The organism is Aquirufa sp. A-Brett2-15D (genome assembly GCF_054558735.1).
Window position 1 is genome coordinate 56,085 of the sequence record NZ_JBSKFT010000004.1, and the last position, 20,261, is coordinate 76,345.

Genomic DNA, 20,261 nt, shown 5'->3' on the forward strand with positions numbered 1-20,261 from the left:
AAAACAAGAAATGGGACAAAAAATTAACCCTATTGGATTAAGATTAGGTATCGTGAGAGGTTGGGATTCTAATTGGTACGGAGGAAAGACTTTCGCTGATAAGCTTGTCGAAGACGAGAAAATCAGAAAGTACGTAGCCGCTCGTATTCCTAAAGGATCTATCTCAAAAGTTATTATTGAGCGCACTTTAAAGCGGATCACATTAACAATTAACACAGCTCGTGCTGGTGTTGTTATTGGTAAGCAAGGTGCAGAGGTAGATAAGCTTAAAGAAGAGTTAAAGAAAATCACAGGTAAAGATGTTCAAATCAACATCTTTGAGATTAAGCGTCCAGAAATCGATGCGAAATTAATCGGTGAAGCTATCGCTCAACAATTACAAGCACGTATTTCATTCCGTCGTGCCATGAAGCAAGCAATCGCGTCAGCGATGCGTGTAGGTGCTCAAGGAATTAAATTAAAGTTATCAGGTCGTTTAGGTGGTGCTGAAATGGCACGTTCTGAAGGATACAAAGAAGGTCGTATTCCTCTTCACACGCTTCGTGCGGATGTTGATTATGCCATCTCTGAGGCTTTAACTGTATACGGAAAGATCGGTATCAAAGTATGGGTATTCCGTGGTGAAATCTACGGTAAACCAGATTTATCTCCTAATGCGAACATGGGATTACAATCAACTGCAGCGGATTCTCGCGGTGGTGATCGTGGACCTCGTGGACGTGGTGATGACCGTGGTGGTCGTCGTCGTCCAGAAGGAGCGGCTGATCAAGGTGGAGACCGTAATAAGCCAGGTGCTCCCGGTGCGAACCGTGGCCGTGGTGGAAAGCGATAAAATATATTTGAATTAGATATTAGACTTATAAGAAGATGTTACAACCAAAAAGAACGAAATTTCGTAAGCAGCAAAAAGGTCGCGTAAGAGGTGTTGCAACCCGTGGCCACGAGATTGATTTTGGATCATTCGCTATTAAATCTTTAGAGCCAGGTCGTATCACCGCTCGTCAAATTGAAGCAGCTCGTATCTCGGTAACCCGTGCTATGAAACGTGAAGGACAAGTTTGGATCCGTGTTTTCCCTGACAAACCTATTACAAAGAAGCCTGCAGAGGTTCGTATGGGTAAGGGTAAGGGTGCTCCTGAGTATTGGGTAGCTAATGTTCGCCCAGGAACTATCTTGTTTGAATCGTCAGGGGTTCCTTTGGCGGTTGCTCAAGAGGCTTTACGTTTAGCAGCACAGAAGTTGCCAATGCGTACAAAGTTTGTTGTTCGTAGAGATTATTCAGAATAGGATATTAGGCTTACAGTTGACTATATCCAAATAACATTGTTATGAAAAACGCAGAAATACAAAAATTAGGAGTTGAAGAATTGACAAAGCAGATTACTGCTGAGCAAGAGAATATCTCTCGTTTGAAATTAGCTCACGCTATTTCACCGATTGAGAACCCCATGCGCATTCGTCAAAACCGCAAATTGATCGCGAAGTTAGAAACTGCTCTAAGCGCGGCAAAAAAAGCATAAGTATTAATTTTTAATAGGCTGGTTCAAATACGCTATCGGCCAATTGTTTAACAGTAATCCAATAACCATGGAAGAAAGAAATCTAAGAAAAGTTAGAATTGGGAAAGTGGTGAGCAACAAGATGGATAAGTCTATCACGCTAACCGTTGACCGTAAGGTAAAACACCCATTGTACGGAAAGTTCGTACAAAAGACGACAAAATTGATGGCACACGATGAGAACAACGAGTGCGGAATCGGTGACACAGTGAAAGTAATGGAAACACGTCCTCTTTCTAAAAATAAGTGTTGGAGATTAATAGAAATAGTCGCTAAGGCGAAGTAATTCTATATTGTTATACAAAATTTAAAATTTAAAGATCAAATAGTATGTTACAGCAAGAATCAAGATTGGGTGTAGCGGATAATTCTGGAGCAAAAGAAGTTTTAGTCATTCGCGTTTTAGGCGGTACTGGCAAAAGATACGCTTCTATTGGTGACAAGATTGTCGTTTCTGTGAAATCAGCTCTTTCTTCTTCAAGTATGAAGAAAGGAACCGTTTCAAGAGCAGTAGTTGTTCGTGTGAAGAAGGAAATTCGTCGTAAAGATGGTTCTTACATTCGTTTCGAAGATAACGCAGCCGTTTTATTAAACGCAAATGATGAGCCGAGAGGAACTCGTATTTTCGGGCCAGTTGCGCGTGAGTTGCGTGATGCAGGATTCATGAAAATTGTTTCCCTAGCCCCAGAAGTTTTATAATTAGATGAAATATTGGGTGAACCCAATTTAATAATCATACAATGGAAAAAAATACAAGTAAACCAGCAAAGTTGCACGTTAAAAAAGGAGATACTGTTCAAGTTATCGCAGGTAATGCGAAAGGCAAAACAGGTGTGATCAAACAAGTGATTGTTGATAAATCTCGTGCAATCGTAGAAGGAGCTAACTTGCAAACGAAGCACGTTAAGCCATCTGCAGCTAATCCTCAAGGAGGAATCGAAAAGCGTGAAGGTTCAATTCACATCTCTAACCTAATGGTTGTAGAAAATGGAAAACCTGTACGTACAGGTCGTAAAATGAACGAGAAGGGTAAATTACAACGCTATTCTAAAGCGACTGGTAAATTTATCGCATAATTAGAACTTAACCGTGGGTCGGAAATCCACAAAATATACTACAATGGCAGTACCTAGATTAAAAGAACGTTTTGTTAAGGAGATTGTACCAAGCTTAAAAGATAAGTTTCAGTACAAGTCTATCATGCAAGTACCTAAGATTACTAAAATCGTAATCAACAAGGGCGTGGGAGCCGCAGTGTCGGACAAAAAATTAATCGATATCGCTATCGAGGAAATCTCGCAAATCGCTGGTCAAAAGGCGGTAGCTACGATCTCTAAGAAAGCTATCTCGAACTTTAAGTTACGTGAGGACATGCCTATTGGTGTGAAAGTAACGTTACGTGGAGATCGTATGTACGAATTCTTAGATCGTTTGACAACTGTTTCTTTAGCACGTGTTCGTGACTTTAAAGGAATCTCTGAAAAAGGATTTGATGGTCGTGGAAACTATACATTAGGGGTAAAAGAGCAAATTATCTTCCCTGAGATTTCAATCGATAAAGTAAGCAAGATCTCTGGTATGGACATCACATTTGTGACGAGTGCAGCAACGGATGAAGAAGCTTATGCTTTATTAGCAGCGGTTGGAATGCCTTTTTCAAATCAAAAAAAATAAGTAGCCCGCAAGGCTTTCATAAAAACCTTTAAATTTTTACAAAATGGCTAAAGAGTCAGTAAAAGCAAGAGAAAGAAAACGCGAAGCAGCAGTTGCAAAATATGCAGTGAAGCGCGCAGCTTTAAAAGCAGCTGGAGATTACGTTGGATTGGATAAACTTCCAAAAAATGCATCTCCTGTACGTTTACACAACCGTTGTAAATTAACAGGACGTCCTCGTGGATATATGCGTAAGTTCGGCATTAGCCGTGTTACGTTCCGTGAGATGGCATCTAACGGTTTGATTCCAGGTGTGACTAAGTCAAGCTGGTAATATTATTTGATTAATTAAATTCATTTTTGTAATTTTGCAGGCTCATTTGAAAACCCTGCGGCAAATTTAAAAACAATGACAGATCCAATAGCAGATTATTTAACCCGATTGAGAAATGCCTTGAAGGCACGCCATAGGGTAGTTGAAATTCCTGCTTCCAACATTAAAAAGGAAATTACGAAAGTACTTTTTGATAAAGGATACATTTCAAACTATAAATTCGATGATTCATCCGTGCAGGGAACCATCAAAATTGCGTTGAAATACAATTCAGTTACGAAGCAACCTGCTATCGTGAACTTGACTCGTATTTCTAAGCCAGGTCTTCGTAAATACAATGGTGCTGAAGAGTTGCCACGCGTATTGAACGGATTGGGTATCGCTATCTTATCTACTTCTAAAGGAGTAATTACAGATAAAGAGGCTCGTACTTTACACGTAGGTGGAGAAGTACTTTGTTACGTATATTAATAATTGTTTCACGCTGAAAGGGGAGTAATCTCGGAATTTAAGCTATAATTAAAGTCTAATGTCAAGAATTGGAAAGAAGATTATCACCATACCTGCAGGAGTTACTGTAGAAATTAGTGCTGGTAATTTAGTGACAGTTAAAGGTCCTAAAGGAACTTTGTCACAACAAGTGGATCAAGATATGATCATTACCATCGAAGAGGGTGTTTTAACTGTGGCTCGTCCTACGGAACAAAAGCGTCACAAAGCGATGCACGGTTTATATCGTTCATTGATCAATAACATGGTCGTGGGTGTGAGTGAAGGTTACCAAAAAGATTTGGAAATCATCGGTGTTGGTTACAAGGCCACCAATCAAGGAAATATATTGGAATTGAGTTTAGGTTATTCTCACTCGATTTTCATGGCTATTCCTGCTGAAGTTTCTATTGTAACTGCCATGGAAAAAGGTAAGAGTCCATTGGTTTCTCTGAAGTCTATCGATAAGCAATTAATCGGTCAGGTAGCTGCGAAAATCAAGTCTCTACGTCCAGTTGAACCATACAAAGGTAAAGGTGTTCGTTTCTTAGGAGAGCAAGTACGTCGTAAAGCTGGTAAAGCAGGCGGTAAAAAATAAATTATAAGCGTGGGCCGGAAATCCACACAAACAAGTTAACAAATGGCAACAATTAAAAATTTACGCAGAACCCGCATTAAACGTGCGATTCGTGCTAAGATCGCAGGAACAGCGGAGCGTCCGCGTTTAAGTGTATATCGTTCTAATTCTGCAGTTTACGCGCAATTAGTTGATGATTTAGCTGGCAAGACTTTATTTGCTGCTACTTCATACAAGAAAGATAAAGTGAATAATAACGTTGAAGCTGCTAAGACAGTAGGTTTAGCGATCGCTGCGAAAGCGAAGGCTGCTGGAATTGTGAAGGTAGTTTTTGACCGTAACGGTTATTTGTATCACGGAAGAATTAAATCATTAGCTGAAGGTGCTCGCGAGGGTGGCTTACAATTTTAAGAAATAGATATGTCGCATTTACAAGCAAAACCAGTAAAGGTTAACGAAGGAGAGTTGAAGGAGAAAGTAGTAGCCATCAACCGTGTTGCAAAAGTAGTTAAAGGTGGTCGTCGTTTTAGTTTCTCAGCGATCGTTGTCGTAGGTGACGGAGCTGGTGTCGTAGGATACGGTTTAGGAAAAGCAAACGAGGTAACTGATGCTATCACAAAAGGTATCGAAGATGCTAAGAAAAATTTGTTCCAAATTCCTTTGTTGAAGAACACCGTTCCTCACGAGCAATTAGGAAAATTCTCTGGCGGTTTCGTTTTAATTAAGCCAGCTGCTCCAGGTACAGGATTGATCGCCGGTGGTGCGATGCGTGCTGTATTAGAATCAGTAGGTGTGCATGATGTCCTAGCTAAGTCTAAAGGTTCATCTAACCCACACAACGTAGTGAAGGCAACCATCGATGCATTAGTTAAGATGAGAGCACCACACACGGTAGCTTTCCAACGCGGAATCTCTATTGCTAAAGTATTTAATGGATAATCAGAGCGCGCAAGCCTCTCTAATAGAACATACAATGTCTAAAGTTAAAATTACTCAAGTTAAAAGTGCAATTAAGCGCCCGGAAGTACAGAAACGTACGATCCAAGCTTTGGGATTAGGTAAAATCCGTAAGAGTGTTGAGGTTGAATTGAATCCAGCAATTGCAGGTATGATTCGTGCCGTAAACCACTTAATTGTAGTTGAAAATATTTAATTAACATGCGAGTTACTGGAAACAGTAGCGCTAAGCCCCAATTAGAATGAAATTATCATCATTAAAGCCTGCTGAAGGCTCGGTAAAAGTTAGAAAAAGAGTTGGTCGTGGTCAAGGTTCTGGATTAGGTGGAACTTCTGCTCGTGGTCACAAAGGTGCTCAATCTCGTTCAGGTTATTCTCGCAAGAGAGGATTTGAAGGTGGTCAGATGCCATTACAACGTCGTGTTCCTAAGTTTGGTTTTAAGAACCATAACCGCGTGGAATACAAAGCAATCAACCTAGATACGTTGCAAGCATTAGCTGATGCAATCGGAACCAAGGTGATCACATTTGAAACACTTTACACGAATGGTCTTGTATCTAAGTCTGACTTAGTGAAGATTTTATCACGTGGATCTGTAACAGCTGCTTTAGACGTTACAGTAAAAGGTTTCTCAGGTGCTGCTAAAGCTGCGATTGAAGCAGCAGGCGGTAAAGCAAATGTAGGTTAATCCTCTATTCTAATCGAATGAACAAGTTAATAACAACTTTCAAGCATATTTTCTCCATCGATGAGTTAAGAGGACGTATTATTAATACGCTTCTTTTCATTGCATTCTTCCGTTTAGGTTCTTATATCGCTTTACCAGGTGTAGACGCTACTAAGTTATCTGAACCTGGAGAAGGCGGACTTTTCGGTTTGTTGAATATATTTTCAGGCGGTGCTTTAAGTAATGCTTCGGTGTTTGCTTTAGGTATCATGCCTTACATTTCTGCTTCGATCGCGATTCAGTTATTGACCATTGCGCTTCCGTATTTCCAAAAAATGCAGAAAGACGGTGAGTCAGGTCGTAAGAAGTTAAACCAAATCACCCGTATCTTAACCATTTTTGTAACAGCTGCACAAGCGTTTACTTATTTACAAGTAACGATTCCATCTGATGCCATCATGGTCGATCCTTGGTTTTTCCGTTTATATGGCGTGGCTATCTTAATTGGTGGTACTATGCTGTGTATGTGGTTAGGAGAGAAGATTACAGATAAAGGTATTGGTAACGGTATTTCTATGTTGATCATGATCGGTATCGTTTCTCGTTTCCCAGCCTCTATTTTACAAGAAGCAGGATCACGCGGAATGTCAGGTGCTTTGATGTTCATCATTGAATTAATCGCTTTATTCTTTGTTGTCATGGGTGCGATTATGGTAACTCAAGCAGTTCGCCGTATCCCTGTTCAATATGCGAAGCAAGTAGTGGGAAGCAAAGCAACAGCTGTAGGTGGCGAGCGTCAATACATTCCTTTGAAGTTAAATGCTTCAGGTGTTATGCCGATCATCTTTGCTCAAGCCTTAATGTTTATCCCAGGTTTAGTAGCTCAGTCGTTTGCTGAGAAGTCAGAGTTTGCCTCTTCGGTTGCATCTGCTTTTGGTGATTTCACGACTTGGCAGTATAACGTATTGTTTGCTTTCTTAATCATTGTGTTCACTTTCTTCTACACAGCCATTTCCATTAACCCGACTCAAATCTCAGATGATATGAAGCGTGGTGGAGGTTTTGTACCAGGTGTGAAGCCAGGTGAAGAAACAGCAGGATTTATTGCTACTATTTTAGATCGTATTACTTTACCAGGTGCAGTGATGTTATCGTTAATCGCGGTTCTTCCTGCAGTTGCTAACTTGTTTGGCGTGACGAGAGGTTTTGCATCCTTCTTTGGAGGAACATCACTTCTTATCCTTGTCGGTGTAGTATTAGATACATTGCAACAAATAGAAAGTTATTTGTTGATGCGTAAGTATGAAGGCTTAATGCAATCAGGACGAGTGAAAGGTCGCTCGGAGATGATTAGCCGTTAAGATGATTTATTTAAAGACACCAGCTGATTTAGCGATCATTCAACAGAATGGCGAAATATTAGCGAAGTGTCATGCAGAAGTAGCGAAGGCGATAGTGCCGGGAGTTAGTACTTTGGCTTTAGATAAAATCGCTTACGAATATATTAAAGATAATGGAGCGCATCCATCTTTTTTGAATTACCAAGTAGGAGCCCAAAAATATGCATACTCTTTGTGTATTTCGGTCAATGATGTGGTGGTTCACGGCTTACCAGGAGAATTAATCCTGAAAGACGGAGATATTATCTCGATAGACGGAGGAGTTTATAAGAATGGCTACCACGCTGACAGCGCCTATACCTATGCCATAGGAAATGTGGCTGAGGAGGTAGTTAAATTATTACAACGGACGAAAGAGTCTTTGTATTTAGGTTTGAATCAAGCCTCACCAGGCAAGCGAGTAGGCGACATTGGATTCGCCGTTCAATCGTACACGGAATCTTTTGGTTACGGTGTAGTGAGAGAGCTAGTGGGTCACGGTGTAGGTAAGAAGCTTCACGAAAGTCCAGAGGTGCCTAATTATGGTCGCCGCGGGGAAGGAGCTAAGTTAAAAGAAGGAATGGTTATTGCGATCGAGCCGATGATTAACTTAGGGAAGCGTCAAATCTCAGTTGATAAGGATGGCTGGACTATCCGAACACAAGATCGCAAGCCAAGTGCTCACTTTGAACACACGGTAGCGGTAGGGAAAGAAGGACCGATCATTTTGACGACTTTTGTCCCGATTGAAGAAGTGATTAAAACATCAACAGTATTGTTGAATATATAAATTAATAATTATGGCCAAACAGTCCTCGATTGAAGTAGACGGAATTATTTTGGAAGCTCTTTCGAACGCCATGTTTCGGGTAGAATTGGAAAATACGCACCAAGTCATTGCACATATTTCAGGCAAGATGAGGATGCACTACATCAAGATTTTACCAGGAGATAAGGTGAAGCTAGAGATGTCTCCTTATGATTTAAGTAAGGCTAGAATTGTTTACAGATACAAATAATTAAAGGTTTGATTTTATAAATACAGTTAATATGAAAGTTAAAGCATCTATCAAGAAACGTAGTGCAGATTGCAAAGTAATCCGTCGTCACGGAAAGCTTTACGTAATCAACAAGAAGAATCCTAAGTTCAAACAAAGACAAGGATAATTCGACAGAATTTTAAATTGATTAATAACAACAATTAATTACCTATATGGCTCGTATTGCAGGGGTTGATATTCCCGACAAAAAAAGAGGAGAAATTGCACTAACTTATATTTTTGGTATAGGTCGCAGCACTGCTCAAAAAATATTAACGAAAGCTGCGGTTTCGTTTGACAAGAAAGCTGGTGAGTGGAACGATACGGAGGCTAGCGCCATCCGTGCGATCATCGCTGCTGAATTCAAAACGGAAGGTCAGTTGAAATCTGAGGTTCAATTAAACATCAAGCGTTTAATGGACATCGGTTGTTATCGTGGATTACGTCACCGTAAAGGTCTTCCAGTACGTGGTCAACGCACGAAGAACAACTCACGTACTCGTAAGGGTCGTAGAAAAACAGTTGCTAACAAGAAAAAAGTAACTAAATAATAAATAGAAGAGGGTAACACCTCGTCGTATTTTCATTTTCAAATTATGGCACAAGCAAAAAGAAAAGATAAAGCGAAGAAGAGAGTAGTTGTCGTTGAACAAAACGGTCAAGTACACATCAAAGCTTCCTTTAACAACATTATTATCTCCATTACAAACTCAGCGGGTCAAGTGATCTCTTGGGCTTCAGCAGGAAAGATGGGTTTCCGTGGGTCTAAGAAAAACACACCTTACGCAGCACAGATGGCAGCATCTAACTGCGCAGCGGTAGCTGTTGAAGCAGGAATGAAGAAAGCAGAGGTTTTTGTAAAAGGACCGGGAGCAGGACGTGAGTCAGCTATCCGTACTATCCAAAACTCAGGAATTGAAGTATCTATCATCAAAGATATTACTCCAATGCCTCACAATGGATGTCGTCCTCCAAAACGCCGTCGCGTTTAATAATTTTTATGCAGGGGTAATTAGTAATTATTTTCCCCCGCTTTTATTCACAATTTAATTACTTCATTGGGCATAAGAGGTCCAATGACTTTTAAGAAAAATGGCTAGATACACAGGTCCCAAATCCAAGATTGCACGTCGTTTCGGTGAAGCAATTCTAGGTCCGAGCAAAGCATTAGCTCGTAAAAACTATGCACCAGGTATGCACGGTAAAGGAAAACGTTCAAAGGTTTCTGAATACGCAGTGCAACTGAAGGAAAAGCAAAAAATGAAATACACGTACGGTATTTTAGAGCGCCAATTCGAAAACTTGTTCCACAAAGCTGCTGTAAAGGCAGGGATCACCGGTGAAAACTTGATCAAATTATGTGAAGCACGTTTAGATAACGTTGTATATCGTTTAGGAATTGCTCCTACTCGTCGTGCAGCGCGCCAATTAGTTATTCACAAACACATTAATGTGGACGGTGAAGTAGTAAATGTGCCATCTTACTCTTTACGTCCAGGTCAATTAGTAGGTGTTCGTGCAAAATCAAAGTCTTTAGAAGTAGTTTCTAATTCGTTAGCAGCTCGTTCTCCTAAGATCTTTAACTGGTTAGAATGGGATGGTGTTGAATTGGTAGGTAAGTTTATTGCTATGCCAGAAAGAGATCAGATCCCTGAAAACTTTAACGAACAAGCAATTGTCGAATTATACTCTAAGTAATCTCCTAACGAGATTGCTAGAGTTTTTAAAGAGTACCAATAACGTTTTTTCAGTATCATTTTAAGCTACGAAATATGTCAATATTAGCATTCCAAATGCCCGAAAAAGTTGTGATGGAAAAAGCCACAGACTTCCATGGGTTATTTGAGTTCAAGCCACTCGAAAAAGGTTACGGTGTTACCATTGGTAACGCACTTCGTAGAATCTTACTTTCTTCTTTAGAAGGATATGCTATCACAAGCGTTAAGATTTCTGGTGTGTTACACGAATTTTCAGCCATTGAAGGCGTTCACGAAGATGTATCTGAGATCATCTTGAACTTGAAAAAAATTCGTTTCAAGAAGACACAGGAAATTTTGGATAACAAAGTTTCTATGAAAATCAAAGGACAAACAGCTATCACTGCAGGTGACATCGCTAAGTTTACTCCTTACTTTGAAATTTTAAACCCAGAATTGATTATTTGCAATTTAGATTCTTCGAAAGAAGTTGAAATTGATTTAGTAATCGAAAAGGGTCGTGGTTATGTAGCCGCTGATGAGCCTCGTGCAAACGAGTTGCCATTCGGACACATTGCTACTGATGCGATTTACACTCCGATCAAAAATGTAAAGTTTAGCATTGAGAACACGCGTGTAGAGCAGAAGACGGATTATGAGAAATTAGTTTTAGATATCGAGACGGATGGTTCAATCCATCCTGAAGATGCATTGAAAGGTGCAGCGTATATCTTGATCCAACACTTTATGTTGTTCTCTGATCAAACAATGACATTTGAAACTCCTAAAGCAGAAGAAGATAATGTAGTAGATGAGGAATTACTTCACATGCGCAAGTTATTGAAGACTTCATTAGCTGACTTAGATTTATCTGTACGTGCTTACAACTGCTTGAAATCAGCTGACGTTCGCACTTTAGGTGAATTAGCGAAATTAGAAATCTCTGATATGATGAAGTTCCGTAATTTTGGAAAGAAATCATTAACTGAATTAGAGCAATTGATCGAGGAAAAAGGCTTGACCTTTGGAATGGATGTTTCTAAATATCGTTTAGACGAAGATTAATTAATAATTTAAACAAAGTAATAGGTGGTTTGCCGTGAGGTAAACTAACCGCAGCTCGCAAGAGCTTTTAACTTACGAAATAACACAATGAGACACGGTAAAAAATTTAATCACCTAGGAAGAACGGCTTCACACAGAGCTGCTTTGTTATCTAACATGGCATCTTCTTTGATCTTGCACAAACGCATCCAAACTACGGTTGCTAAAGCAAAGGAATTACGTAAATACGTAGAGCCAATGATCACAAAATCAAAAACAGATAGCACAAACAATCGTCGTGTTGTATTCTCTTATTTACAAAGTAAGGATGCAATAAAAGAATTGTTCTCTATCGTTTCTGAGAAAGTAGCGAATCGTCCAGGTGGATATACACGTATTATCAAGTTAGGTAATCGTTTAGGTGATAACGCAGAAATGTGCTTCATTGAATTAGTTGACTTTAACGAAACAATGTTAGCTGCATCAGCGGAGAAAGCGGGTAAAACTCGTCGTAGCCGTCGTGGAGGCGCTGCAAAAGCAACAGAAACAACTGAAGCTGCGGCTTCAGTTGCAGCTCCGGTAGCTGTTGCTGCTGAGCAACCATCTGCAGAAGTAATTGAAGAAGCTCCAGTAGCGGAAGTTGTAGCTGAAGAGGCTGCACCCGAGGTGGCTGAAGAAGAAGCTCCAGTAGCGGAAGTTGTAGCTGAAGAGGCTGCACCAGAGTTGGCTGAAGAAGAAGCTCCAGTAGCGCCTGCAACTGAGGAGTCCACAGAAGAAAAAGGAGAAGACGCTTAATCTTTCTCTTATTATTTTTTAAAGGGCTTCAACTTTCCGTTGAAGCCCTTTTTTTAGGCAATTAGGATTTGACCCATATTTTATAACAGATTATTATGAGATTTACTGAGTCCACACCAGCAGTTTTACTTTTACAAGACGGAACTATTTTCCACGGGAAAGCACTAGGAAAAATAGGAACTCACGGAGGTGAGATCTGTTTTAATACCGGTATGACGGGTTACCAAGAAATTTATACTGATCCGTCTTATGCAGGTCAGGTGATTATTAATACAACAGCACACATCGGTAATTATGGTGTGATGAATACAGAGGAAGCGGAATCCAATCAGGTCCAAATCGCCGGCATGGTTTGTAATGAATTCTCCAGTATTCACTCGCGTGAAACGGCAGATGGTTCTTTGCAAGATTATTTAGAAAATGCGGGGATTGTGGGAATATCAGGCATAGATACACGCGCTTTGGTTCGTCACATTCGTACAAAGGGTGTAATGAATTGCTTAATCTCGTCAGAAATTTTTGACGAAACAGCTTTAAAAGCGGCACTTGCCAAAATTCCTTCCATGGAAGGTTTAGAATTATCTTCACAAGTTTGTACTCAGGAAGCCTATTTCTTAGGGGATGAGAAAGCCGAGCGCAAGGTCGCTGTGTTAGACTTAGGAGTGAAGAAAAGTATTTTGACCAATATTGCGGAACGAGGATGCTACCTAAAAGTATTCCCTGCGAAGACGACTTATACAGAAATTGCCGCTTGGAATCCAGATGGCTACTTTGTTTCGAATGGCCCAGGGGATCCAGCTGTGATGTCTTATGCGATTGATACGGTGGCAGAATTCTTGAAGAGCGATAAGCCTATTTTTGGGATTTGTTTAGGTCACCAAATTCTAGCACAAGTAGTCGGCTTACGTACCTACAAAATGCACAACGGACACCGTGGATTGAATCACCCAGTGAAGAATTTAATCACAGGCCTTTCGGAAATCACGTCACAAAACCACGGTTTTGCGGTGAAGATGGACGAATTGAAATCGTCAGATCAGGCAGAATTAACGCACATTAACCTAAACGATCAAACAGTCGAAGGTCTTCGTGTGAAAGGTCGCAAAGCCTTCTCGGTGCAACATCACCCAGAAGCAAGCCCAGGACCACATGATTCTCGCTATTTATTTGATCAGTTTATCGATCTAATGAAATAAAAAAAAGCCCTGAGAGATCAGGGCTTTTTTTATGAAGCTTTATAGCCAAAGAGCGAATTCTCTTTGATCATTTTAGAAACGGATTTTGGCACATATTGTACCCATTCGTCCGTTCCAGATTGTATCATTTCTAACACCTGATCGGTGCTAATATTCATCAGTTTCTCATCGTAATTTTTGATCTCGGCTAATTTATCATTCTCGATCAAATATTGGAATAATCCTTGTAGATGTCCTTCCGGTTGGAAATTTTTCAATTGAATTATTTCGCCCGTTGATGAAACGGTAGGGTAGAGGTATAATTTTATTTTCAAACCGAACAAACATCCAAAAGCGCTCATAATTCCACCCGGCACATCTTTGTAATGATTTTCTTCGAAAATGTAAGCTAAATTAGGCATACCCATCACTAGGGCCATTTTTAATTTAGAGAATTTGCTTAAGTAGTCAACTAATTTGAAGTATTCGTGGAAGTTAGAAATTAAGACGGTTTGGCCTAATGAACATAGAATATCCACGCGGTCTAAGAAGTCTTTCTCGTCGATTTTATGCGTTTCATTTTCTAAGCTTTTCAATGTTAATTCAGACAGCACACAGATTTTATCATCGTCCACATCCGACTCTTGCTCGAACTGAGCAACGCCTTTTTTCAACATGTCTGAAAAAATATTCGTTACGGGACGGAATCGACCACGAACGGCTACGATATGTTTTTTGGCCAAAGCATCATAAGGCTGCATCACCTTGCCATCTGGACCAAAAACAGCGGCCATCGTATACCCGTGCTTCACTAAATAAAGCGACATGAGGCGATTATCTACCTCCTTAAAGTCTGGCCCCTCGAAGCGAATCATATCGATTTCGATACGGTCTTTGTTTAAATCATCTAAAAGCGATAATAATAACTTTTCAGGATTTTCGTAGTAATTATAGCATCCATACAATAGATTCACCCCAATAACTCCTAAAGCCTGTTGTTGTAAAATATTATCGTTATCCAGCATATTTACGTGAATAACCACATCGTTAAATCCACCATTTGGAGTTAACTGAAAACGTAATCCGATCCAGCCGTGGGCATCGTTTGTCTTTTGAAAATTCAGAGCAGAAACTGTGTCTGCGAAGGCGAAAAAGCGCTTTTCAGCAGCTGATTCAGTTAAACGGACATTCAATAATTTGAATTCCCGATTTAACATCTTCATTAATCGTGTTTCGCATACATATTTACCAGAAGCCTCTTCACCATAAATGGCATCCGAAAAGGCCATATCATAGGCAGAAATTGTTTTTGCAATGGTTCCGGACGCTCCGCCGGCTTTGAAAAAATTAGCAGCCACATCTTGACCCGCACCGATCTCCGCGAAAGAACCGTAGATACTGCGATCTAAATTAACCTGAAGTGCTTTTTGTTTAGTCCCTATGGATTTAATATGAGATGGCATAGGCAATGTTTTAAGTTTGTTGTCTTAGGCTTTTCAGCTTATAGTGCAATTTACAAATTTATGGCCAAAACTCCCCTTTGTGATACAAGCATAGTCCCGCCATCGGCTCCTCACTGATATGCCCTAGCTTCAAAGCATTTTTCTTCATTACCTTTTTCAATATATCTGAATAGTAAAAGGCAACCGAACCAGTGAAATGAAATGTCTGCCTTTCAGCATCCTCATAGCCCTTTAAATACAAGGAAATAAATGATTCAAAGGATTTTTCGATCAGCGAATAACAAAAGGCCTCTTTACGATGGTCAAATAAAAATTTCGAAAAACTAGCAAACCAGCGATTTGGAAATGCTTGTTTATATGCCTTATCTAAAACTGTCAGACGATCTAACACCCCAAACCTCTTTTCAAAAACAGCCCGCAATTCAATCGGCATTTGGCCGTGTAAATAACCTAATACCAGACTTTTGCCTAAATGACCCCCACTGCCCTCGTCCCCTAACCAAAATCCCAAAGGAGGCCTTTGAGCTGAAATCTGAGTTCCATCCCAAAACCCTGAATTGGACCCTGTTCCTAAAATACAGGCCACGCCGTTTGTTTTACCACAAAGTGATCTAGCCGCTGCAATCAAATCGTTTTGGATCTCTAGTGTGCAAGAGGTAGCGAAAAAAGGTCGAAATGCCTCAGCAATAATCTCTCGTTGAGCGTCGCCCGTCACCCCAGTTCCATAATAAAAGACTGCTTGAATAGGTATTCCGGTAAAACCAGCTAAAACTTTTCCCTGAGAGGCCACAATTTCAGCCGAGGTCTCATAATAAGGATTTATTCCTACGCTAGAGAAACTTTCATAGGGTGATGTTGGATCCTTTATCAGTCTCCAAGCCGTTTTAGTCGAACCACTCTCAACGATTAAAATCATATTATTCTAGAATTCCGATGGGGGTGAATTTCTCGAAGACTTTCTCAGAATGTGGCGCATCCGCTAGTTCAGGTGTCAAGTCTTGACCAGCCCAATGTTCGTAGTGTTTGCCGTTTTTCCACAGTTTGGAATGCGTCATATCATAAATGAGGCCCTGAAAGGCGACCCAAATCTCAGGCTTATCCTGCCCATTTCTGAGGGCTAACTGTCCGCGAGTATATGTCTTCATATTTTACACGAAGCTAAATAAAAAGGGACAAAGACCATTTTTTTCAGAAAGATTTTTAATTTTACATTACATTTAAAATTACTATGAAACAATTCATTGTCTTTTTGTTTGCTATCTCCGTGATGGCATGTAGTGGCGGAGGCGATCCAGCTCCTACACCTACTCCACCGCCACCGCCTGTGGTTAGCGTGGCAACATTAGTAAAGAAAGCGTGGGCGGTCAACTCTGCGCAATGGGATGGTGTAACGAAATACGATAAAACAAGTACTTCGAACGTCGTTCAAGGCTATTCTCAATATAAATTAGATTTATCTACGGCGGGTTCTGTGACTTTAACGGAATTTGACGGTAAAATATTCACTGGAACTTATACCGTAGCAACGGATGGTCTTAGTTTAACATTAAATGGTTTAACAAGTGCAGAAGGGGCACCGACAGGAACAGGGGGCACTATCAGTTATACCATCTTGTCTACACCTACAGCTACAGGACTTAGCCTTCAGCAAACAACTGCTTATGTAAAAGCGAGCAGTGCTATTGTAAAATTGGCTTTAGTAAATCCTTAATTAGAATTAATTAAATGAAAGCCGTCCTTGTGGCGGCTTTTTTGTTATATGGAGAAGAGAACAGAAATCGGAGAATTAGGGGAGTTTGGTTTAATAAATCACCTGGCCGCACAATTTGTAGAGAAGCAGGACTGGACAGTTATAGGTATTGGCGACGATACAGCCGCATTAGATCCGAAAGGAAACCAAGTGGTATCAACGACTGAATTGCTGATTGAAGGGGTACACTTTGATTTAGCTTATACTCCATTGCAACATTTGGGATTTAAAGCTGTTTCGGTTGTTTTATCTGACATTGCTGCGATGAATGCGATTCCTGCTCAAATTACGATAGGTTTAGGCCTAAGCAACCGTTTTTCTGTTGAATCTGTTGATGCGCTTTACGAGGGCATCAAGTTAGCTTGTGAAGAGTATAAAGTAGACCTTGTGGGTGGTGACACCACGTCGAGTCCTCAAGGTTTAATTATAGCGATGAATGCAACAGGGGTCGTAGAGGAAGAGAAATTAGTGAAGCGAACTGGGGCTAAAGAGAACGATGTCCTTTGTGTTTCGGGCGATTTAGGTGCTGCATTGATGGGATTACACTCGTTAGAAAGAGAAAAACAGGTATTCTTATCAAATCCTGAAATGCAGCCTGAATTAGAAGGTAAAAGCTATGTCGTATTGAGACAGCTAAAACCGATGGCTCGTTTTGATATCATTCATGAATTAAGGGATTTAGGTGTTATACCTACCTCGATGATCGATTGTTCTGATGGATTAGCCTCCGAAATCATTCATTTATGTAATGCATCCGGTTTAGGCGCGCGTATTTTCGAGAAAAATATTCCGATTGATGATGAGACTTATCTTTCAGCTACCGAATTTAATGTAAGCCCATTAACGGCTGCATTGAATGGAGGGGAGGATTATGAACTATTATTCACTGTTTCTCAGGAAGATTTTCCTAAAGTAGAAAAAATCGCAGATGTCACAGCGATCGGATATATGACCAATATTAGTAATGAAAGGGTAATGGTCATGAAATCTGACGCAATCGTCGATTTAACGGCGCCAGGCTTCGGTAAAGCTTAGCCATTGGTCTACAAAATCAGCCGTTTGATAAATTTTTGCTTTTAAAAGAGATTTAATTGGTAATTTTGAATGTTGGGAATTGCCTGATAATTTTTTATTAAGTAGATAGTAACATGACGAAGTCTTCCTTCATCCGGAAATATTCGAATCGCTTTCTCTCGAGATGGCTGGTATTAGTCTTTGATTTACTCATTGTACTCTTCTCCTTTTCCATTGCGACTTTATTAAGAATGAATTTTCAGTTGACGGAAATTGATTTCTCCATATTTGCGTCCCAGCTTGTTTTTGTTTTGGGATTACGCCTTTTGGGCTTTTTATATTTCCAATCCTATGCGGGCATTATTCGTCATACGAGTATTGAAGATGCGATTCTAATCTTAAAAGCTGTCTTTGTAGGGTCATTGGGCGCGGTTGTCGTTTCAGCGCTTATTCGAAATACCTTGGGATTCGAGCATGTGTTTAATTTATCTGCTTCTATTTTAATTATTGACTTCTTTATTTGTTTATTCTGGATGATTATTCTTCGCTTTTTTGTGAAGAGTTTCTATGAATCCTTCATTAATCAATTTAAGCCTACTATAGGTGTTCTTATTTATGGTGCTGGTTATACAGGAATGCTAACGAAGAATGTTTTCCAAACAGATCGAAGCACGAATTATAAAATCTTAGGTTTTATTGATGATAATGAGTCTAAAATTGGTAAAACTATCGAAGGGATTAAGGTATATAGCTTGCCAGAGGTTTTGGATAAGTTTATCGGGTCAAATGATGGTTTAGAGGTCATTATGGCCATCAATAACATGTCCGCTAAGTCGAAACGTAAAATTTCAGATATTTTCTTGGATAGAGGTGTTATCGTAAAGGCCTTACCGCCGGTAGACAAGTGGGTAGAAGGGGAGTTTGCGATGAATCAAATTCACAATGTGAAGATTGAAGATCTTCTAGGACGCGAGGTGATTCAGATGAACAATAAGCGCATAGGTGATGAGATTTCGGGCAGGGTTATTTTAGTGACAGGTGCTGCGGGTTCAATTGGAAGTGAAATTGTTCGTCAACTTATTGCTTATTTCCCAGCTAAATTAGTTTTAGTAGATCAGGGAGAATCCGCATTATATGATTTAGAATATGAATTAGCAGGTAAAGTGCCTGCTAATGTGCAGTTAATAGTGAATGTGGCAGACGTATCAGATACGCGCCGTGTTAGTAAGATTTTTAAAACGCACCGTCCTGATATCATTTTCCACGCTGCTGCTTACAAGCACGTTCCTTTGATGGAAAATAATCCCTACGAGGCTATTAAGACAAACGTGATAGGTACCCGGATTTTAGCTGAGCTAGCTTCTGAAATGGGAGTAGAAAAATTTGTCATGGTTTCCACCGATAAGGCGGTTAATCCGACGAATGTGATGGGTGCGACGAAACGTTTAGCTGAGATGTACACGCAGTCGATGAATCAGCTGGAGGGCGTTAAGACGAAGTTTATTGCAACGCGTTTTGGTAACGTATTAGGGTCGAATGGATCAGTAATTCCCTTGTTTAAGAAGCAAATCGAACGTGGTGGTCCTGTGACGGTGACGCATCCAGAGATTACTCGTTTCTTCATGACCATACCGGAGGCTTGCGAACTCGTTCTAGAGGCAGCTACCATGGGTCAAGGTGGGGAGGTTTTCGTCTTTGATATGGGAGAATCGGTGAAGATTATAGATCTAGCGAAGAAGATGATTACGCTTAGTGGCTTACGGGTAGATAAGGATATCGAGATTCGATATACAGGTTTACGTCCGGGAGAGAAGTTATACGAAGAGTTGTTGAATAACGACGAAAATACGCTTCCGACGCACCATCCTAAGATCTTAGTAGCAGAAGTAAATACACCGACTTACGCCTATATGGAAGTGGCGACAAATGAATTAAACCTCTTGCTTTCAAGTGGGGACAATAATTCGATCGTGGCGAAAATCAAGGAGATGATCCCTGAATACAAATCAAATAATTCCGTGTTTGAGACCTTAGACAAGAAATCGTCTTAACTAATTCTACTCTTTTTAACGATCCAGATAGCCGCTAAAGTAAAAAGTGGAGCAGCTAATATGTCCAGACTATAATGCACGTGTTGGATTAACAATAAGCTCACGAGGACTAAGCTGAGTCCGAAAGCTAGCCACTTTTCTTTTGCAGTAGGCAGAAAAAAGCAAACAAAAACCATCGTGGCCGTATGTCCTGAAAAGAATAGATCTTTTGTGATGGCTAAATTATCCCCATAGATGAAAATTTCAGCGAGCGGATCATGTAAATCCACTAAACCAAAGGGCGGCTCTAGAGCGACTAGGTAGATTGTTATGAAGCGAAAAGCGGTCTCCAAATTAAATGCCCAAGCAAACCAAAGGAATTTTTTCGGATCTTGTATTAAGCGATACAATAGGTAAATAACGGATATATAGATAATCCCAAAAATCAGGTAGGAAACATTTAGGGCTGGAATTGCGTTAAGTAAAGGATCGTTCCATTGGACTCCTTTGCGTAATTGTATCCATTGAAAATAGACGTCCGCTTTTAAAGGGAAAATTAAGAACACGGATAAGGCCCCTACGAATTGTAGGGCAAAGGTGCGTTTTTCAAAGGCGGCTTTCCAGGATTGTTTCAAGT

The 20,261-nt window shown here is 40.2% G+C and carries 31 protein-coding genes; 27 read left to right on the forward strand and 4 right to left on the reverse strand.

Going from position 1 to position 20,261, the window contains the following annotated elements:
- Positions 1–10: 10 nt before the first annotated feature.
- The 24 genes from rpsC to carA all read left to right on the forward strand — a co-directional run bounded on the left by rpsC (position 11) and on the right by carA (position 13,388).
- Positions 11–832, forward strand: coding sequence for a 30S ribosomal protein S3 (rpsC, locus tag ACST14_RS10215; RefSeq protein ID WP_459463235.1), 822 nt, complete (start codon positions 11–13; stop codon positions 830–832).
- A gap of 35 nt (positions 833–867) precedes the next feature.
- Positions 868–1,287: a 50S ribosomal protein L16 gene (gene rplP / locus ACST14_RS10220; RefSeq protein ID WP_130895439.1), complete on the forward strand. Its 420-nt coding sequence runs from the start codon at positions 868–870 to the stop codon at positions 1,285–1,287.
- A gap of 41 nt (positions 1,288–1,328) precedes the next feature.
- Positions 1,329–1,520: a 50S ribosomal protein L29 gene (gene rpmC, locus ACST14_RS10225; RefSeq protein WP_459463237.1), complete on the forward strand. Its 192-nt coding sequence runs from the start codon at positions 1,329–1,331 to the stop codon at positions 1,518–1,520.
- Between the two features lie 67 nt (positions 1,521–1,587).
- Complete coding sequence (rpsQ, locus tag ACST14_RS10230) at positions 1,588–1,845, forward strand: 30S ribosomal protein S17 (RefSeq protein ID WP_406778149.1); 258 nt, start codon at positions 1,588–1,590, stop codon at positions 1,843–1,845.
- A gap of 44 nt (positions 1,846–1,889) precedes the next feature.
- On the forward strand, positions 1,890–2,258 hold the full coding sequence (rplN, locus tag ACST14_RS10235) for a 50S ribosomal protein L14 (RefSeq protein ID WP_377978501.1): 369 nt from the start codon (positions 1,890–1,892) through the stop codon (positions 2,256–2,258).
- Positions 2,259–2,299: 41 nt separating this feature from the next.
- Positions 2,300–2,635: a 50S ribosomal protein L24 gene (gene rplX, locus ACST14_RS10240; protein WP_459463239.1), complete on the forward strand. Its 336-nt coding sequence runs from the start codon at positions 2,300–2,302 to the stop codon at positions 2,633–2,635.
- 43 nt (positions 2,636–2,678) lie between these two features.
- On the forward strand, positions 2,679–3,233 hold the full coding sequence (gene rplE, locus ACST14_RS10245) for a 50S ribosomal protein L5 (RefSeq protein WP_459463241.1): 555 nt from the start codon (positions 2,679–2,681) through the stop codon (positions 3,231–3,233).
- A gap of 43 nt (positions 3,234–3,276) precedes the next feature.
- Entirely contained in the window at positions 3,277–3,546 is a 270-nt protein-coding gene (rpsN, locus tag ACST14_RS10250) for a 30S ribosomal protein S14 (RefSeq protein ID WP_130895433.1), read from the forward strand.
- A gap of 75 nt (positions 3,547–3,621) precedes the next feature.
- Positions 3,622–4,017 carry a 30S ribosomal protein S8 gene (rpsH, locus tag ACST14_RS10255; protein ID WP_130895432.1) on the forward strand — a complete coding sequence of 132 codons (396 nt, stop codon included), beginning with the start codon at positions 3,622–3,624 and terminating at the stop codon, positions 4,015–4,017.
- 58 nt (positions 4,018–4,075) lie between these two features.
- Positions 4,076–4,633 (forward strand): 50S ribosomal protein L6, encoded by a 558-nt coding sequence (gene rplF / locus ACST14_RS10260; RefSeq protein ID WP_459463243.1) that lies wholly within the window; start codon positions 4,076–4,078, stop codon positions 4,631–4,633.
- 42 nt (positions 4,634–4,675) lie between these two features.
- Complete coding sequence (gene rplR, locus ACST14_RS10265) at positions 4,676–5,023, forward strand: 50S ribosomal protein L18 (protein WP_459463245.1); 348 nt, start codon at positions 4,676–4,678, stop codon at positions 5,021–5,023.
- A gap of 9 nt (positions 5,024–5,032) precedes the next feature.
- A complete protein-coding gene (gene rpsE, locus ACST14_RS10270; protein ID WP_459463247.1) occupies positions 5,033–5,551 on the forward strand; it encodes a 30S ribosomal protein S5 in 519 nt (172 codons plus the stop codon).
- A 34-nt stretch (positions 5,552–5,585) separates the two neighbouring features.
- Entirely contained in the window at positions 5,586–5,765 is a 180-nt protein-coding gene (gene rpmD / locus ACST14_RS10275) for a 50S ribosomal protein L30 (RefSeq protein ID WP_205753085.1), read from the forward strand.
- A gap of 46 nt (positions 5,766–5,811) precedes the next feature.
- On the forward strand, positions 5,812–6,258 hold the full coding sequence (rplO, locus tag ACST14_RS10280; RefSeq protein WP_459463249.1) for a 50S ribosomal protein L15: 447 nt from the start codon (positions 5,812–5,814) through the stop codon (positions 6,256–6,258).
- A 17-nt stretch (positions 6,259–6,275) separates the two neighbouring features.
- Positions 6,276–7,598 carry a preprotein translocase subunit SecY gene (gene secY, locus ACST14_RS10285; protein ID WP_459463251.1) on the forward strand — a complete coding sequence of 441 codons (1,323 nt, stop codon included), beginning with the start codon at positions 6,276–6,278 and terminating at the stop codon, positions 7,596–7,598.
- Position 7,599: 1 nt separating this feature from the next.
- On the forward strand, positions 7,600–8,406 hold the full coding sequence (gene map, locus ACST14_RS10290; RefSeq protein WP_459463253.1) for a type I methionyl aminopeptidase: 807 nt from the start codon (positions 7,600–7,602) through the stop codon (positions 8,404–8,406).
- Between the two features lie 10 nt (positions 8,407–8,416).
- Complete coding sequence (gene infA / locus ACST14_RS10295) at positions 8,417–8,635, forward strand: translation initiation factor IF-1 (RefSeq protein WP_127803117.1); 219 nt, start codon at positions 8,417–8,419, stop codon at positions 8,633–8,635.
- Between the two features lie 31 nt (positions 8,636–8,666).
- A complete protein-coding gene (gene ykgO / locus ACST14_RS10300) occupies positions 8,667–8,783 on the forward strand; it encodes a type B 50S ribosomal protein L36 (protein WP_130895424.1) in 117 nt (38 codons plus the stop codon).
- Between the two features lie 46 nt (positions 8,784–8,829).
- Positions 8,830–9,207: a 30S ribosomal protein S13 gene (gene rpsM / locus ACST14_RS10305; protein ID WP_459463255.1), complete on the forward strand. Its 378-nt coding sequence runs from the start codon at positions 8,830–8,832 to the stop codon at positions 9,205–9,207.
- Between the two features lie 45 nt (positions 9,208–9,252).
- Complete coding sequence (rpsK, locus tag ACST14_RS10310; protein ID WP_130895422.1) at positions 9,253–9,648, forward strand: 30S ribosomal protein S11; 396 nt, start codon at positions 9,253–9,255, stop codon at positions 9,646–9,648.
- Between the two features lie 100 nt (positions 9,649–9,748).
- Positions 9,749–10,354, forward strand: a complete 606-nt coding sequence (rpsD, locus tag ACST14_RS10315) for a 30S ribosomal protein S4 (RefSeq protein WP_459463258.1) — start codon at positions 9,749–9,751, stop codon at positions 10,352–10,354.
- 74 nt (positions 10,355–10,428) lie between these two features.
- Positions 10,429–11,418: a DNA-directed RNA polymerase subunit alpha gene (locus ACST14_RS10320; protein ID WP_459463260.1), complete on the forward strand. Its 990-nt coding sequence runs from the start codon at positions 10,429–10,431 to the stop codon at positions 11,416–11,418.
- A gap of 87 nt (positions 11,419–11,505) precedes the next feature.
- Complete coding sequence (gene rplQ / locus ACST14_RS10325) at positions 11,506–12,192, forward strand: 50S ribosomal protein L17 (protein WP_459463262.1); 687 nt, start codon at positions 11,506–11,508, stop codon at positions 12,190–12,192.
- A 95-nt stretch (positions 12,193–12,287) separates the two neighbouring features.
- Positions 12,288–13,388: a glutamine-hydrolyzing carbamoyl-phosphate synthase small subunit gene (carA, locus tag ACST14_RS10330; RefSeq protein WP_459463264.1), complete on the forward strand. Its 1,101-nt coding sequence runs from the start codon at positions 12,288–12,290 to the stop codon at positions 13,386–13,388.
- Between the two features lie 29 nt (positions 13,389–13,417).
- Here the strand turns inward: carA and ACST14_RS10335 are convergent, their stop codons facing one another.
- From ACST14_RS10335 to ACST14_RS10345, 3 genes are read right to left on the reverse strand one after another with little or no spacing between them, the layout of a single operon-like run.
- Positions 13,418–14,830, reverse strand: coding sequence for a TonB-dependent receptor (locus tag ACST14_RS10335; RefSeq protein ID WP_459463266.1), 1,413 nt, complete (start codon positions 14,828–14,830; stop codon positions 13,418–13,420).
- A 58-nt stretch (positions 14,831–14,888) separates the two neighbouring features.
- A complete protein-coding gene (locus ACST14_RS10340) occupies positions 14,889–15,746 on the reverse strand; it encodes an N-acetylglucosamine kinase (RefSeq protein WP_459463268.1) in 858 nt (285 codons plus the stop codon).
- A 1-nt stretch (position 15,747) separates the two neighbouring features.
- Positions 15,748–15,975, reverse strand: coding sequence for a cytochrome b5 domain-containing protein (locus ACST14_RS10345; protein WP_406778161.1), 228 nt, complete (start codon positions 15,973–15,975; stop codon positions 15,748–15,750).
- A gap of 83 nt (positions 15,976–16,058) precedes the next feature.
- Between ACST14_RS10345 and ACST14_RS10350 the strand changes: the two genes are divergently transcribed.
- The 3 genes from ACST14_RS10350 (at position 16,059) to ACST14_RS10360 (ending at position 19,645) form a co-directional block, all read left to right on the forward strand.
- On the forward strand, positions 16,059–16,541 hold the full coding sequence (locus ACST14_RS10350; protein WP_459463271.1) for a hypothetical protein: 483 nt from the start codon (positions 16,059–16,061) through the stop codon (positions 16,539–16,541).
- A 48-nt stretch (positions 16,542–16,589) separates the two neighbouring features.
- On the forward strand, positions 16,590–17,615 hold the full coding sequence (gene thiL, locus ACST14_RS10355) for a thiamine-phosphate kinase (protein WP_459463273.1): 1,026 nt from the start codon (positions 16,590–16,592) through the stop codon (positions 17,613–17,615).
- Positions 17,616–17,728: 113 nt separating this feature from the next.
- Entirely contained in the window at positions 17,729–19,645 is a 1,917-nt protein-coding gene (locus tag ACST14_RS10360) for a polysaccharide biosynthesis protein (RefSeq protein ID WP_459463275.1), read from the forward strand.
- Here the strand turns inward: ACST14_RS10360 and ACST14_RS10365 are convergent.
- Positions 19,642–20,259 carry a phosphatase PAP2-related protein gene (locus ACST14_RS10365; RefSeq protein ID WP_459463277.1) on the reverse strand — a complete coding sequence of 206 codons (618 nt, stop codon included), beginning with the start codon at positions 20,257–20,259 and terminating at the stop codon, positions 19,642–19,644. The two genes, ACST14_RS10360 and ACST14_RS10365, sit on opposite strands and share 4 nt — an antisense overlap.
- Positions 20,260–20,261 lie beyond the last annotated feature (2 nt).

Excerpts from the sequence above, each read along its gene's own strand:
- rpsC (WP_459463235.1), top strand. The coding sequence starts at position 11 with ATGGGACAAAAAATTAACCCTATTGGATTAAGATTAGGTATCGTGAGA.
- rplP (WP_130895439.1), top strand. The coding sequence starts at position 868 with ATGTTACAACCAAAAAGAACGAAATTTCGTAAGCAGCAAAAAGGTCGC.
- rpmC (WP_459463237.1), top strand. The coding sequence starts at position 1,329 with ATGAAAAACGCAGAAATACAAAAATTAGGAGTTGAAGAATTGACAAAG.
- rpsQ (WP_406778149.1), top strand. The coding sequence starts at position 1,588 with ATGGAAGAAAGAAATCTAAGAAAAGTTAGAATTGGGAAAGTGGTGAGC.
- rplN (WP_377978501.1), top strand. The coding sequence starts at position 1,890 with ATGTTACAGCAAGAATCAAGATTGGGTGTAGCGGATAATTCTGGAGCA.
- rplX (WP_459463239.1), top strand. The coding sequence starts at position 2,300 with ATGGAAAAAAATACAAGTAAACCAGCAAAGTTGCACGTTAAAAAAGGA.
- rplE (WP_459463241.1), top strand. The coding sequence starts at position 2,679 with ATGGCAGTACCTAGATTAAAAGAACGTTTTGTTAAGGAGATTGTACCA.
- rpsN (WP_130895433.1), top strand. The coding sequence starts at position 3,277 with ATGGCTAAAGAGTCAGTAAAAGCAAGAGAAAGAAAACGCGAAGCAGCA.
- rpsH (WP_130895432.1), top strand. The coding sequence starts at position 3,622 with ATGACAGATCCAATAGCAGATTATTTAACCCGATTGAGAAATGCCTTG.
- rplF (WP_459463243.1), top strand. The coding sequence starts at position 4,076 with ATGTCAAGAATTGGAAAGAAGATTATCACCATACCTGCAGGAGTTACT.
- rplR (WP_459463245.1), top strand. The coding sequence starts at position 4,676 with ATGGCAACAATTAAAAATTTACGCAGAACCCGCATTAAACGTGCGATT.
- rpsE (WP_459463247.1), top strand. The coding sequence starts at position 5,033 with ATGTCGCATTTACAAGCAAAACCAGTAAAGGTTAACGAAGGAGAGTTG.
- rpmD (WP_205753085.1), top strand. The coding sequence starts at position 5,586 with ATGTCTAAAGTTAAAATTACTCAAGTTAAAAGTGCAATTAAGCGCCCG.
- rplO (WP_459463249.1), top strand. The coding sequence starts at position 5,812 with ATGAAATTATCATCATTAAAGCCTGCTGAAGGCTCGGTAAAAGTTAGA.
- secY (WP_459463251.1), top strand. The coding sequence starts at position 6,276 with ATGAACAAGTTAATAACAACTTTCAAGCATATTTTCTCCATCGATGAG.
- map (WP_459463253.1), top strand. The coding sequence starts at position 7,600 with ATGATTTATTTAAAGACACCAGCTGATTTAGCGATCATTCAACAGAAT.
- infA (WP_127803117.1), top strand. The coding sequence starts at position 8,417 with ATGGCCAAACAGTCCTCGATTGAAGTAGACGGAATTATTTTGGAAGCT.
- ykgO (WP_130895424.1), top strand. The coding sequence starts at position 8,667 with ATGAAAGTTAAAGCATCTATCAAGAAACGTAGTGCAGATTGCAAAGTA.
- rpsM (WP_459463255.1), top strand. The coding sequence starts at position 8,830 with ATGGCTCGTATTGCAGGGGTTGATATTCCCGACAAAAAAAGAGGAGAA.
- rpsK (WP_130895422.1), top strand. The coding sequence starts at position 9,253 with ATGGCACAAGCAAAAAGAAAAGATAAAGCGAAGAAGAGAGTAGTTGTC.
- rpsD (WP_459463258.1), top strand. The coding sequence starts at position 9,749 with ATGGCTAGATACACAGGTCCCAAATCCAAGATTGCACGTCGTTTCGGT.
- ACST14_RS10320 (WP_459463260.1), top strand. The coding sequence starts at position 10,429 with ATGTCAATATTAGCATTCCAAATGCCCGAAAAAGTTGTGATGGAAAAA.
- rplQ (WP_459463262.1), top strand. The coding sequence starts at position 11,506 with ATGAGACACGGTAAAAAATTTAATCACCTAGGAAGAACGGCTTCACAC.
- carA (WP_459463264.1), top strand. The coding sequence starts at position 12,288 with ATGAGATTTACTGAGTCCACACCAGCAGTTTTACTTTTACAAGACGGA.
- ACST14_RS10335 (WP_459463266.1), bottom strand. The coding sequence starts at position 14,830 with ATGCCATCTCATATTAAATCCATAGGGACTAAACAAAAAGCACTTCAG.
- ACST14_RS10340 (WP_459463268.1), bottom strand. The coding sequence starts at position 15,746 with ATGATTTTAATCGTTGAGAGTGGTTCGACTAAAACGGCTTGGAGACTG.
- ACST14_RS10345 (WP_406778161.1), bottom strand. The coding sequence starts at position 15,975 with ATGAAGACATATACTCGCGGACAGTTAGCCCTCAGAAATGGGCAGGAT.
- ACST14_RS10350 (WP_459463271.1), top strand. The coding sequence starts at position 16,059 with ATGAAACAATTCATTGTCTTTTTGTTTGCTATCTCCGTGATGGCATGT.
- thiL (WP_459463273.1), top strand. The coding sequence starts at position 16,590 with ATGGAGAAGAGAACAGAAATCGGAGAATTAGGGGAGTTTGGTTTAATA.
- ACST14_RS10360 (WP_459463275.1), top strand. The coding sequence starts at position 17,729 with ATGACGAAGTCTTCCTTCATCCGGAAATATTCGAATCGCTTTCTCTCG.